Raw genomic sequence first — 14,147 nt, forward strand, 5'->3', positions numbered from 1 at the left:
ATGGTTTAACTGTAAAATAGAATATGTTTCACAAAACATCCGGTAGAACAAAAAAGAAACAATAGCATTAGCTTTACTAATTTTGACAGATTACTTATATTTGTTTTTAGATAAAAATCAAACGTTTTGAAAAAAATCCTACCATTGTTTTCCTATGTTTTCCATCCGATATTCATACCGGCAATGGCCACGATGTTTTACCTTTCCTTTAACGACGCTGAGTTTGTAAATCAAGAACAACTATTTGTTTTTTTTCAGGTTCTGGTAGTTACGGTAATTTTGCCTTCTTTGGTTTTTTTATTATTACGCACCGCAGGAAACATAGATTCCATAATGCTTGCCGAAGTATCCCAACGCAAAATTCCATTAATACTTCATTGCTTTTTGCTTATTTTATTGGTAAAAAAAAGCATAACAATAGACCGATATCCTGAGTTACATTTTTTTCTTTTGGGCGCACTTTTGAGCACTATATTGGCACTTATTCTTTTGTTTGCCAATATAAAAGCGAGCCTTCACATGATAGCAATCAGTTCCTTGACGGTTTTTATAATTGGATTGAGTTTACACCTTCAAATTCAAAACACATTTACAATTGCTGTTCTGATTCTCCTTAATGGCTTTGTGGCTTCCTCCCGATTAGAAATGAAAGCACACACCAATAAAGAATTGATTATAGGTTTTATGTTCGGAGCAGTTCCTCAGTTGCTTTTGTTAGTGCTGTGGTTATAAAATGTAGAATATAATTCCAATATTCAGTGATTTCATATCAACCGATTCGTCATTGACTTTAGCAGATTTAAATAGTGAATTCAAACCGTAATAGGCGTATAAATTAATTGTATTGTAACCCGATGAAATATAAGCGCCATACTGAAATTTATTGAAATCTTGATTTCCCGTCACTACCACTTTCCCATCAGCACTATTGAAAATAGATCTGTCATAAAGCAAATAACTCAGCTTAAATCCTCCGTAAATCCTCCAAAATTTATGACTTTCATAAGTAGAAGTCCTCCATCTGAACTCCAGAGGAACATCAAAAGAAAGTAGAGAAAATTTGTTTTTATCGTAAGCAATATCCGAATCGATAATAGTATATACCGGCGTTCCTGCAGGTGAAGAAATGGCTAGATTCTGATTGTAATTATTATATGAAAAACCAATACCGGAAGCTATAGCAACCGTTCGTTTTTTATTAATGGGCATATCTCTCAAAAAACCTGCCGACAGCCCCGAAGAAAACTTACTTTGTGTCACCCCGGACGGCTTATTCATCAAGGTATTATACGTTATTGCAAAATAAAACTGATCCTCTCTATACAAGGAATCAACCTTTATTTCCGGAGCATTTTCAGTTGTTGCATTTTCTTGTGAAAAAACATTCAAAACCGATAAAAGAAGAAAACAACTAAGAAAAATTCGCATATTGTTTTGGATTTAAATTGCTCAATGGCTGTTTAAAACACCTTACAGGTTTTAATTCTCATTATAACGTTACAAATATACCATTTTGATAGTTTTCTTATAGATTATGACAACAAATAAACTTTCATAAAAATGAACCGATACAAAACCTCAAAAAAATAATTAACATATTGAATCCAACAAGTTTAATATTTTTCGAATAAATTGCTTGTTAAAAAATTAAAACCAATATTTTTACTTTAAAAATTTTAACGATTACTCAAAAACGTCTTCAAATCAGACTTAAACAATACAACCATGCAAATTGGAATTATAGGATTAGGGAAAATGGGCTTCAATCTTGCTCTTAACTTACAGCGAAATGGTTACGACGTAGTAGCCCAAGATGTCAATACTGACTTTGTTACAAAAATTGGTCAGGAAGGAATTACAACGGCACATTCTGTTAAAGAGTTATGTCAAAAATTAAACAATCGAAAAGTGATTTGGTTAATGGTTCCTGCAGGAGAAATTGTAGATGGAGTAATCACTTCGTTGCTTCCTTTTTTAGAAAAAAACGATATTATCATTGACGGAGGAAACTCTAACTATAAAGATTCCAAACGCCGTTATTCACAACTCAAGGAATTGGGTATTGACTTTTTAGACTGTGGAACTTCAGGCGGAACTTCGGGAGCATTGAATGGTGCTTGTACAATGATAGGCGGAGAACCAGCCGTATTTGAATATGTAGCACACGTTTTCAAGGATATTTCTGTCGAAAACGGACATCTTTATACTGGTGCAGCAGGAAGCGGACATTTCACGAAAATGGTTCATAACGGAATCGAATACGGAATGATGCAATCTATTGCCGAAGGTTTCGAAGTTTTTGAGCATTCTGAATTTGACATAGATTTTGAAAAAACAGCCAAACTGTTCAATCACGGGTCCGTTGTGCGCAGTTGGCTAATGGAACTCACCGAAAATGCTTTTTCGAAAGACCCTAAATTAGACAGTATCAAAGGAATCATGCATTCTTCCGGCGAAGGAAAATGGACACTGGAAACCGCTTTAGATTTAGGAGTTCCTACTCCGGTTATTGCTTTATCGATAATGATGCGCTACCGTTCCCAGATGCAAGATACGTTCTCCGGAAAAGTGGTAGCGGCACTTCGCAATGAATTTGGCGGCCATGCAGTCGAAAAAAATGAGTAATAGATTTTTTTATTCCATTTAAAAATAATCTCGACTGCGCTCGATTTGACACCCATTACCTGATTTCTAATTTATCAAATTCCGTCTATGTCCATATTAATCCTAATTGCAAGTATCCTTTTATTACTTGTCTTGATTTCCGCAGTAAAACTCAATGCGTTCATCTCCTTAATTATCGCTTCTTTCTTTGTGGGAATTGCCAAAGGCATGCTATTTCCTGACATCCTAAATTCCCTCCAACAGGGAATTGGCAGCACACTAGGTTCTTTAATTTTGATTATTGCTCTTGGAGTTATATTGGGAAATATCCTTTCAGACAGTGGCGCAGCACAACGAATAAGCTCGGTGATGATTCGGTCTGTTGGAGTGAAACACATCAAATGGGCAATGTTAGTTACGGGTTTTGCCGTAGGAATTTCGATGTTTTACAATGCCGGTTTTGTGATTTTGATTCCAATGGTTTTCGCTGTCGCAAAAAGTACGAAGCAGCCTATAATCTATCTTGGAATTGCCATGGCATCTGCACTTTCAGTGACACATGGTTTTTTGCCACCTCATCCGGGACCTACAGCCATTGCAGTAATTTTCAAGGCTGACATTGGCAAAACGCTGTTATTCGGATTGATAATTGCTATTCCTACTTTATTGATTGCGGGAATTGTGTTCCCAGAGTTTATTAAGAAGATTGTCGCTAATCCACCCAAAGGATTATTCGAAAGTAAAACATTCGCTGAAAACGAAATGCCTTCTTTCATGATCAGTTTTATAACGGCTCTGATTCCTGTTATCCTAATGGCTATGGCAACAATAAGCGAGTTGACCTTGCCTGAAACATCTTCTATACGTCAGATTCTTGGATTTATTGGAAGTCCAACCACTTCCATACTTCTCGCTGTATTATTTGCCATTGTTTTTTTAGGGATTAATCGCGGTCGAAAGATGCAGGACATTATGGACAAATCCAGTTCGGCACTTAGTTCCGCCACGATGATTATTATGATTATTGCGGCTGGTGGAGCTTTCAAACAAGTACTGATTGACAGTGGTATTGGTACTGATTTAGCTGTTTTTTTCGAAACTTCTACTCTTTCTCCGTTAGTTTTAGGCTGGCTTGTGGCTACGATTATCAGGATAGCTTTGGGTTCAGCAACTGTTGCGGGATTAACTGCGGCAGGGATTGTGCAACCTTTAGTGGTAAGCTCAGGAATAAGTCCAGAATTGATGGTTTTATCAATTGGAGCCGGAAGCTTAATGTGCTCTCACGTAAATGATACGGGATTTTGGATGTTTAAAGAGTATTTCGGAATAAGTATTTCGGATACCTTTAAAACATGGACCGTTATGGAAACCATCATTGGAGTGATGGGATTGATTGGCGTACTATTGCTTAATTTACTAGTCGCATAATCCAAATTAAACTAAAGAAAATGGAGCAATTTTACATCGGAATAGACATTGGCACCACAGCAACAAAAGCCGTGTGTTTTGACAGAATCGGTAAAGTGATTCGGGAATGTAGTCAATCCTATTCTATGTACCATCCGAAAGCCGATTGGAGCATTCAAAAACCCGATGAAATTCTAGTGGCTGTTTTAGGATGCATCCAAGAAATAACAAAAGGGATTCAGCCTCAGTTCATCAGTTTTAGTTCGGCTATGCAAAGTATAATAGCAATAGACAGTAATGGAAAACCGCTAACCGATGCCATTATTTGGGCCGACAATAGAGCGCATGCATTAGCCGAAGCATTAAAAAAATCTGACCAAGGAAAAAATTTCTATCAAAAAACAGGAATTCCCATTCATACCTTTTCACCCATGACCAAAATTGCTTGGTTAAAGGAGCAAGATGCGCCCAATTTTTCTAAAACGTATAAATTCATTAGTATCAAAGAATACATTTGGCATCATCTTACCGGCGAATATGTAATTGATTCCTCGATGGCATCAGGTACAGGTTTAATGAATATTCATACGCTACAATGGGAATCGGATATTTTAGATTATTTAAAAATAGCAGCATCCCAGCTTTCCACCATTGTTAGTCCAACCCACAAAGCCAAAGGACTATCCGATGGTTTTCAGTATATTTTGGGTGGCGGTGACGGCGTATTGGCAAATTTAGGAACCGGAGCTATGGAAACAGGCCGAATGGCGTTATCCATTGGGACCAGCGGCGCAGTTCGTTTACCTGCTGACAAACCTTTTATTGACCCGGAAATGCGAACACAATGTTATCATTTGATGGACAATCACTATTTAAAACTGGGAGCGGTTAATAATGGCGCAATTGTTTTGCAATGGTTGAAAGAATCTATCTTAAAAACAGATGAATCTTTCGAAGAATTGTTCAAACAAGCTGAAACCATTCCTGCTAGATCCGAAGGTTTACTTTTTGTTCCTTATTTATTAGGTGAAAGAGCTCCTATTTGGGATGCATCTGCTCAAGGAACACTTTTAGGAATCCGAATTATCCACACCAAAGCGCATTTGATTAGAGCAACACTGGAAGGCATCTTATTTGGACTATTGAGCATTACCGAAATCTTACTTCCAAATCCCGAAGAAAGACACAAAATCACAATAATGGCGAGTGGCGGTTTTGGAAAAAGTGAACTTTGGTTGCAAATGGTCGCTGATATTTTTCAAATGAAAGTAATCGTAGCCGAAACAATCGAAGCTTCTGCTTGGGGAGCCGTTTTGATTGGATTTAAATCCACTGCTATTGAAATTCCAACTGAAAATAAAGTTGGAAAAACTTTTTTACCAAATAGAAATTATAAGGAAATCTACGAACAAAGTTTTGAGAAATTCAAAAAGGTGTATTCCTTGTTGAAAGATATTTAAAAAGAAGAAATTAATGCTCGGCGCTTCGTGCCGGATCCTTTTTTGTTTTATAGCTTAAACAAAAAAATTTGCCACACTATAACTAGAGATTAACTTCGTTGATTCCAAGAAGGGCATCTCACAAAAAAATTAATGCTCGGCACTTCGTGCTAATCCTTTTTTGTTTTATACGCTAAGACAAACTAAAAAGTTTGCCACGCTATAAAACAAAAAATGCTCCCCTTTCAGGAAGCATTAGTTTTTTTTTGCAGAGAGGATGGGATTCGAACCCACGATGCAGTTACCCACATACTAGCTTTCCAGGCTAGCTCCTTCAACCACTCGGACACCTCTCTATTTTATTTGAGGTTGCAAATAACCATAAAAAAAATGAGTTAGAAAAGTAAAATCTAACTATTATGCTATTTCTCCTCGCAAAGTAGTTTCAAAAATACTTTTGAAGTCTTTTTGAGCTATTTTTTGACCTAACAAATACATTAATTTGGTTATAGCAGCTTCGGTTGTGATGTCTTTTCCTGAAATCACACCTATTTCTTTCATCCCTGTACTGGTTTCATATTGCCCCATACTCACGCTTCCGCCGGAACATTGTGTAACATTGATGATGTGCAAACCCCTACCAATTGCTTTTTTTAATAAGTTCAAAAACCAATCTTCAGTAGGTGCATTTCCTGCTCCATAGGTTTCTAAAACAATCCCTTTAAGATCTGGAATATCTAAAATTGCTGCCAAAACTGCTTCGCTGATACCCGGAAACATTTTTATAATTGCTACGTTATTGTCTAAGTTTTTATGAACCTTGAATTCTTTATTTTGGCTGTTAGCCAAAAATAATTCCGGGTTTAATTTTAAATGCACACCCGATTCAACCAATTCAGGATAATTTGGAGAGGTAAAAGCTTTGAAATGTTCCGCATTAATCTTTGTGGTTCTATTACCTCGGTATAACTTGTATTCAAAATAAAGACACACTTCACTGATAACAGGTTCGTCATTGTTTCGCAAAGATGCAATTTGAATGGCGGTAATCAGATTTTCTTTTGCATCGGTACGTAAATCTCCAATAGGCAATTGAGAACCCGTAAAAATAACTGGTTTTGATAAATTTTCGAGCATAAAACTCAATGCTGATGCTGAATAAGACATCGTATCTGATCCATGAAGCACCACAAATCCATCAAATGAAACGTAGTTCTCTTCGATAATCGTCGCGATTTTAGCCCATTTTTCTGGATTCATATTGGACGAATCAATTGGGTTTTCGAAAGAAATAGTTTCTATCTCACAATCCAATTGTTTCAACTCTGGAATCCTATGCAATAATTTACTGAAATTGAATGCTTTGAGCGCTCCAGTTTCAAAATCTTTTCTCATACCAATGGTTCCACCGGTATAAATTAAAAGTATTTTAGCTTTAGATAACATCGTGATATTTTGATTTATTCATAACCGGATTTGCATACATTGCCAAAAATCCTTGTAATGCAATTGGATTTTCCTCATCGATACGCATTTCTAATCTGCGTTCGAAAAGTGATTTTTCATTTTCTGTATAAAGATGCGAATGGGTATCAATCTTGTTTACAATATCGTACGCAATAAAATTCGTTGGCCATAACTTATAATTACTCAATATTGCATCATCAATTACTTGTGCCAAGGCTACTATTTGCTTGTTGGAATTATCGTTTTCAGCTTGGATGGCATCTATTTCAGTGTCCAAAACTTTACCTATATGAATGTGAATTCTTTTTTTCTGACCCAAAGCTCCACTAAGAATGGTCATAAAATCTTCGTTTTTTTCTTTAACATAGATTTCATTATTGGCTTCAGCCATCAATTGAGGCATTTTCAAAGCATCCGTTGGATCGTATTCATACGAAATAGAAACCGGTACGATTTTGATTTTCTTGAAATAATCCATCAAATTCTTTTCATCAGAAGCCATTCCCAGCATTTTCAAAACACCTGGATTTGTGGCATCATTACCGTCTTTCGTTCTTCCTTCGCGTTGTGCTATCCAAACAGAACGGTTTTCATGCTGCAATAAATTTCCAATATATTCAGACAACAGCTTTGAACTTTGCAGCATTTCTCTTGGCGTCAAGCCACGTTGTACCAGAAAATTACGATTCAGTTTTGCTAATGTCTTTAAAAAAGATTTTTTTACTAAATTGTCTCCAATAGCTGATGCAGTCATCACTAAACCATGTTCAAACAAGGCCGAATTTAATAAAGTGGTATCTAAAAGTATATCTCGATGGTTCGAAATAAATAAATACGAGGTATTAGGTTCTAAATTTTCAAAACCAGAAGTAGTCAAGCCTTCCGAGCTTTTTTCTAGTATTTTTTGAACCGATTGATAAATAAAATTACATTGAAAGTCGCGAATGGAATGCGTTTTTTTGAGTTGTTCTTTCCAAACTTCGTCTGCAACATCCGGAAAAGTAAAATTCATTAATGCCTTCATCATTGGATGATGGATGACATCTTGAAGTGCCTCGTTTATTTCGGAATCATAAAAAGGCCGAATAGCGTCAAATTTCTGCATTTTGGTTCTCAATTTTTGTGTGGACAAATGAACAAAAAAAATATCAAAATAAGGTGAATTCTACTTTAAATCCCAAAAATAGCTTTAGAATTTTCCGTTGTTATTGCCGCAATATCATTTGCCGAAAGGCTATAAATTTGCGCTAACTTATCTACAACATTAACAATGTAACTACTTTCGTTTCTTTTTCCTCTATAAGGAATCGGTGCTAAATAAGGAGAATCCGTTTCTAAAACAATGTGTTTCAAATCTATCTGATTCAAAAACTGGTCGATTTTTCCGTTTTTGAAAGTTACAACTCCGCCTATTCCTAACTTCATATTATACGAAATCACCTGTAATGCCTGCTCATAAGTCCCTGAAAAACAATGGAAAATCCCGAATAAATCATCTGATTTTTCTGCTTCCAGAATTTCAAAAATTTCATCAAAAGCTTCACGACAATGAATCACAATAGGTAATTTATATTGTTTTGCCAATTGGATTTGCCTTTTGAAAGCGATTTGTTGCTGAGGCAAATGGGTTTTATCCCAATACAAATCAATCCCAATTTCGCCCACTGCATAGAATTTTCTTTTCGCCAATTCGTTTTCCACATGTTGCAATTCTTCCAGATAATTGTCTTTTACATACGTTGGGTGTAACCCCATCATTAAGAAAAAAGTATTGGGATGATTTTTCTCCAATTCATACATCGATTCGGTACAGGAAGAATCGATTGCAGGTATAAAAAAACGGGAAACGCCGGCATCAATAGCTCGTTGAATCATTTCGTTTCGGTCTTGATCAAATTCCTCTGAATATAAATGTGTATGCGTATCGGTGATTGTTATAGCTGCTTCCAAGTGTAAAGTTTAAGGGTACAAAATTACAAGAATAAAGCTAGTTTAAAAAAATACTAAAGCGATAAACTTCTTTATGATCCTCAAATTACTATATGATTTAACTATCCTCTAAGTAACTGTGTTGCTATTGCCAGAGATTAAAAAGATTTTACAAGATTATTTTTCTCCCAATTAATTTGTGGAAATCATATAATCTAAAGCTGAAAACAATCATTTTTTTAGTAAAAGACACAAAGATACCCTTACTATAGATTAAACTTGACACTAATCTTCTCCAGTTATAAATTATTTTTATTTATAACAGGAAGAACTCTATTTGTTTTGTTTCTACATTTAGAAGTCCCTGAATTCAATTACTTGAAAAAGAACTTCTGTAAGTTATTTTTTAAGCAATTACACTACTGTTTTAAATTAAACCACAATATCAGATCGTTATTTTAATTAAAACTACTAAAACGGCCTTAACCAAAACATTTTGAGAACACAAAATTAGATAGTAGCCCTAATCAATTCTGTTGAGTAAATCCTAAAAAGAAATAAGCTAAAGTGATGATTTGCTCATCACTTTTTTTTATATTTAGAAAATATATGACACGAATAAAAACTATACTTGTTGATGATGAAATCCTAAATCTCAAAAATTTAGAAATTATCTTGATTGAAAATTTCCCAGAAATCCAAATTCTAGGATTATTTCAAACTACTGAGGATGCAAAGTTATTTATAGAGAACAATCCTATTCAATTACTATTTCTAGATATATCGATGCCGATAGAGAATGGATTCGATTTATTAGCTCATTTTCCGGTGAGAAACTTTCAGGTAATATTTGTCACCGCTCACGAAGATTTTGCAATAAATGCCATTCGTGTTGGAGCCATAGATTATATTTTGAAACCCATACTCATTTCGGAATTAAGGATCGCTATTACCAAAGTATCTGAAATATGCAAACCTGACATTGTAAATAAACTAACACTAACTTACGAAGGCGGGAAATCAATTTTAGATTTTGATGAAATTTTATATCTAAAGGGTTTTGATAATATAACAACTATCTATCTAACAAAAAAAAGAAAACTAACAGTTGCTAAAACCTTAAAGCATTTTGAAAGCATTTTAAAAAATGACTTTTTTAGAATTCACAAATCATTTATTGTGAATCTGAATTTTGTATCTAAAACATTATCCAAAGAAGCCTATTTCCTTGAATTAAATGAAGGAACACAATTACCTGTTTCGAGAAGAAATTACAAATCATTGAATACTTTTTTAAAAAAATAATTAATGAAAAGTATATTTTTAATATTATTTACAACGGTTTTTTCATCATTTTCCAATGCTCAAATTCAATATAAATTCAACCATTTTACTACTGATGACGGCTTGCCAACCAATTCGATTTATTGTATTACAGAAAACAATAATGGAGAAATTATTTTAGGAACAGACAATGGTTTGACTTTCTTTAACGGAAATAATTTCAAAACCTTAAATGTAAAAGACGGATTAATAAATCCTTACATTGTTTGGGTTTCGGTAGACGAAAAAGGAGTGATTTGGTTTATTAATTATGGAGAAAAACTTCAAAAGTACGAGAATAATAAGATTCAAAACACTACAATATTTTCAGAGTACTACACCCAAATTATAGAGACCAAGGATAAGTTTTTTCTTTACACTTTGCAAAATAGATATGCCAATAAATGTTACACATACAACGAGGTAAGCAAAAGTGACTGGAAGGTTACAAAGTCCAAAAATTTTAAAATTCCAAAAAAAATAGCGCCACCCATATTAGTTCAAAACAAGAAAGAAATTCAAGTTTTAAACAATCATTTAATTTATAATAAATATAAAGTTCCGATACCTAATGAAGTTAAATTTGTACATAAAGTGGTTTTTACAAAAAATGACGTTTGGGTTCTTGAGGAAAATTTTCTTTTTTCGATAGATTTTAATGGGGTCATTTTAAAAAAAATAAAACTACCCCAATCCCTATCAGTGAATCCAATTTACAAAAATGACTTTATTGTAGATCCTCAAAACAATTGCTGGTTAAGCATTCAGAGCAAGGGACTTTTTATTTTAAAAAACAACAACTGGGATTCCATTAGCGAGAATTTAGGACTGAACACAACTGAAAATATTAATTTTTTGTATTGCGACAGAAAAGGAAAAATATGGATTGCTACCAATGAAAATGGGCTTTTTTGCATTCCAAATACTTTAATAATGGCTTTTCGATTTAAAAATAAAGAAAACTATTTCAACGGATTCGCCCATTCAAAAGATAAAAAATCATTGTTTGTTTCTTCAAAATTTAGATTGTACTCCTATAAAAACGACACCTTAAATCTGTTACAGAACTCATCCTTAGAAATTAAAATTGGCAACTATAATAAAGTCCCCATTTTATACCTACCCATAAATGAGCCCATACACTGGGACACAAAATTACAGTTGTTAAAAGTTACTGGTAAAATACTTTTAAAAAATGAAAAAGATAAACATTATGTTTTTACAGGAAATTCATCTATAAACATTTCAATAAAAGGGAAATATGATTGCAAATCAATTAATTCAAAAATTGAAAAAAAAGAGAAAATAAAACAAATTATTTTGCACCAAAATGAATACTATTTTAACAATTCCGAAAAAATAAATATTAGAACTTTTGATGACCATTTTATTTATAAAAAACGAGATTTAAAATTTAAAATTAAAGGATACATCGAAGATTTTATTTTTATAAAAGACACCATGTGGATTGCTGCAAACAATAGTGTTTATAGGGTTTATAAAGAAAAAATTATTGATAGAATTACCCAGATTAACAATGTGAATATCGATGTTATTCATAAAATAAAACCTATTGGCGAGGCTGTTTATCTATGCGCTAATAATGGTTTATTTAAAATAAGTTCAAATGGGAATCTAGTTTTGAATAAATACAATTTTTTGCCCAACAACGATGTATACAATGTAGCCCTTTTTAATAATGAGTTATTAGTTGCCACTAAAGATGGCTTAGGAAAAATAAACAACTTATTACTTCAAAAAAAATCAGACAAACCAATATTTGATGTATTTTATTATGACTCAAAAATTAAGAAATTAGAAATACCCTCGTATCAAAATTTAGTCAAGATAAAACTGGCAATTCAAAATTATAATTCCCCTAAAAATCAAATCATTCAATATAAAATCAACACTACTGAATGGACAAATTCACAAAGCACTACTGTTGATTTCCAATCACTTTCTTATGGAAAAAATACACTAATTTTTCGTGTAAAAGACGTCAATTCAGATTGGGCAACCAATAAAATCCGGATCAATAGAGCTTTTCCTTTCTATCTGAAATGGTGGTTTATTCTAGTAGTAAATATACTAGTTGTGGGGTTAATTTATTTCATTTATCGCCATCAAATTGCAAAGATAAAGCGCAATAAACAGCAGGAAATTATTACTAATAACAAAGTTGCCGAATTGCGTCAAAGTGCACTTTCGGCAATGATGAATCCACATTTTGTATTTAACTCCCTTAATGCAATCCAGTATTTTGTAAACAGCAATCAAAAAGAAAAAAGCAGTGAGCATTTAGGAAAACTAGCGCGACTGGTTCGACTGTTTTTGTCACACGCATCAGAACCTTTTATTAGTTTAGAGGATGAAATCAAACGATTAAAAATCTATTTAGAACTAGAAAAAGTACGATTTAATAATTTTGATTTTAATTTCAATATTCATGATAAAATTGACATCAATCAAATTAAAATACCCAATATGATTGTGCAACCTTTTATAGAAAATGCCATTCTGCACGGTGTTTCACATTTAAAGGAAAATGACGGAAAGATTGATTTGAATTTTCGCTTAAAAAAAGAGGTGTTAACCATCGAAATTATTGATAACGGTTATGGGATTACCCACACTAATCCTAAAATGAGTACTCCAAATAATGCAAGCCACATTTCAAAAGGAATTGTAATTATTAATGAAAGAATGGAGATTTTACAACAATCTTATCCTGAAAAAGTGTTTATTATAAAACAACAAGATGCATTTCCTGATGCCATTCGTAAAGGGCATAAAGTGATAATTGTGGTAACAATTCTTCAATAGAAGTACTTTTTTTTACCGTTGCCTAAATGAAACCTACCGTATTCTAAAAGGTTTAGGTTTGTTTATCCTGTTTCCCATAGTTTTATAAGATATTTAATCTTAAAACTATGAGAAAAATCTTCAAAATGCTTTTTGCAATAACAGTACTCACACAAATCTCACAAGCACAAGAAACCGCTAAAGGGATTAAGGATCAAGGGGTAAAATCACACACACATCAACGTGGCTGTTGCTATTACAAAGTAATTTATCTTGGTGGAGGTTTTAATAATCCTAATGTAAACAGCAACCAAAAGTCATCTGGAAATTATTCTGGAAAAACATCAGGCTTAACGTTAGATTATTCACAAACTATACTTCGCAAGCCAGGATTTTCGATTGGGTTTAATATCGGAGGTCAATATTTCACTGGAAATAGCGATCCGTTTAAAAGTTATTTGCCAGAACTTTATTTAATTACCAATCAAATTTCGAGTGTAGTCACATCGTCTGGAGACAGCAAAAATTCAAATTATTTTGTTGGTGCTGGCCCGCAATTTAATATTCATTTTGCCAATCATTTTGTATTAAGTCCTATTTTTCAACTAGGGTATTTTGGTTCAAAACAAAACGAATCTAAAGCGACACAAACCACCCTGATTAGTGGAGGTGCAATGGCTGACTATACCAAGACTTATGTTTTAGTTTCGCAAAACGAAACTAAAATTTCTGGAGTTGGTTTTATACCAAAAGCTAGGGTAACTTATATGATTAATAGCACCATCGGTGTTTGGACCGAAGTAAATTATTTAATTGGACAGACTGCCAAAAACAACACTAGTACTTTTGAGCCTAAAAGGGATTCCGATACTCAAACCGTTTACAGCGTTGCACAAATGGATGCAGGGACATACACTACCGCTTCAAGTGATTCAAAATATAGTGCTTTAGGACTAAATTTTGGAGTAGTGTGGGGTTTTGGAGGTAGATAATAAAGAGGCATAAGTTCAAGCATAAAATTAAACAACTCCACCTATCAAAATAGAAATTATAAAAAAAACATAGACTCTATTTTTATTGTTCTACATCCGTTGTTTCCCAAAATATAAAATATTAGTTACGAACAGCAGATAAAACGTGTGCTGTAACGCTAAAATATGTATTTCACAACTA

The 14,147-nt window shown here is 33.5% G+C and carries 11 protein-coding genes and 1 tRNA gene; 7 read left to right on the forward strand and 5 right to left on the reverse strand.

What is annotated here, in order from left to right:
* The first annotated feature begins 126 nt into the window (after window positions 1-126).
* Window positions 127-732: a hypothetical protein gene (locus QLS65_RS11015; protein WP_282717648.1), complete on the forward strand. Its 606-nt coding sequence runs from the start codon at window positions 127-129 to the stop codon at window positions 730-732.
* Here the strand turns inward: QLS65_RS11015 and QLS65_RS11020 are convergent.
* The gene (locus QLS65_RS11020) at window positions 727-1,428 is read right to left on the reverse strand and encodes a porin family protein (protein WP_282717651.1); all 702 of its coding nucleotides are present in this window, start codon (window positions 1,426-1,428) and stop codon (window positions 727-729) included. The genes QLS65_RS11015 and QLS65_RS11020 overlap by 6 nt on opposite strands.
* 297 nt (window positions 1,429-1,725) lie before the next feature.
* Here QLS65_RS11020 and gnd point away from each other — a divergent pair, with 297 nt between their 5' ends.
* The 3 genes from gnd (at window position 1,726) to QLS65_RS11035 (ending at window position 5,471) form a co-directional block, all read left to right on the forward strand.
* The gene (gnd, locus tag QLS65_RS11025) at window positions 1,726-2,625 is read left to right on the forward strand and encodes a phosphogluconate dehydrogenase (NAD(+)-dependent, decarboxylating) (RefSeq protein WP_282717653.1); all 900 of its coding nucleotides are present in this window, start codon (window positions 1,726-1,728) and stop codon (window positions 2,623-2,625) included.
* Window positions 2,626-2,712: 87 nt separating this feature from the next.
* Entirely contained in the window at window positions 2,713-4,032 is a 1,320-nt protein-coding gene (locus tag QLS65_RS11030; RefSeq protein ID WP_282717658.1) for a gluconate:H+ symporter, read from the forward strand.
* A 20-nt stretch (window positions 4,033-4,052) separates the two neighbouring features.
* Window positions 4,053-5,471 (forward strand): gluconokinase, encoded by a 1,419-nt coding sequence (locus QLS65_RS11035; RefSeq protein ID WP_282717660.1) that lies wholly within the window; start codon window positions 4,053-4,055, stop codon window positions 5,469-5,471.
* A 248-nt stretch (window positions 5,472-5,719) separates the two neighbouring features.
* On the opposite strand, the gene QLS65_RS11040 is transcribed toward QLS65_RS11035, so the two are convergent.
* The 4 genes from QLS65_RS11040 to QLS65_RS11055 all read right to left on the reverse strand — a co-directional run bounded on the left by QLS65_RS11040 (window position 5,720) and on the right by QLS65_RS11055 (window position 8,855).
* A tRNA-Ser gene (locus QLS65_RS11040) sits at window positions 5,720-5,806 on the reverse strand.
* A gap of 61 nt (window positions 5,807-5,867) precedes the next feature.
* Window positions 5,868-6,896, reverse strand: a complete 1,029-nt coding sequence (locus tag QLS65_RS11045; RefSeq protein ID WP_282717662.1) for an asparaginase — start codon at window positions 6,894-6,896, stop codon at window positions 5,868-5,870.
* Window positions 6,886-8,022, reverse strand: a complete 1,137-nt coding sequence (locus tag QLS65_RS11050; RefSeq protein ID WP_121340762.1) for a 1-acyl-sn-glycerol-3-phosphate acyltransferase — start codon at window positions 8,020-8,022, stop codon at window positions 6,886-6,888. The genes QLS65_RS11045 and QLS65_RS11050 overlap by 11 nt, the downstream gene beginning before the upstream one ends.
* A gap of 65 nt (window positions 8,023-8,087) precedes the next feature.
* Window positions 8,088-8,855, reverse strand: coding sequence for a TatD family hydrolase (locus QLS65_RS11055; RefSeq protein WP_282717703.1), 768 nt, complete (start codon window positions 8,853-8,855; stop codon window positions 8,088-8,090).
* A gap of 600 nt (window positions 8,856-9,455) precedes the next feature.
* On the opposite strand from QLS65_RS11055, the gene QLS65_RS11060 reads away from it, so the two are divergent.
* The 3 genes from QLS65_RS11060 (at window position 9,456) to QLS65_RS11070 (ending at window position 13,966) form a co-directional block, all read left to right on the forward strand.
* Complete coding sequence (locus QLS65_RS11060; protein WP_282717665.1) at window positions 9,456-10,151, forward strand: LytR/AlgR family response regulator transcription factor; 696 nt, start codon at window positions 9,456-9,458, stop codon at window positions 10,149-10,151.
* 3 nt (window positions 10,152-10,154) lie between these two features.
* Window positions 10,155-12,995 carry a sensor histidine kinase gene (locus QLS65_RS11065; protein WP_282717667.1) on the forward strand — a complete coding sequence of 947 codons (2,841 nt, stop codon included), beginning with the start codon at window positions 10,155-10,157 and terminating at the stop codon, window positions 12,993-12,995.
* 107 nt (window positions 12,996-13,102) lie between these two features.
* Window positions 13,103-13,966, forward strand: coding sequence for a hypothetical protein (locus QLS65_RS11070; protein WP_282717668.1), 864 nt, complete (start codon window positions 13,103-13,105; stop codon window positions 13,964-13,966).
* Window positions 13,967-14,147 lie beyond the last annotated feature (181 nt).

Source organism: Flavobacterium algoritolerans, assembly GCF_030010385.1.
Taxonomy (GTDB): domain Bacteria; phylum Bacteroidota; class Bacteroidia; order Flavobacteriales; family Flavobacteriaceae; genus Flavobacterium; species Flavobacterium algoritolerans.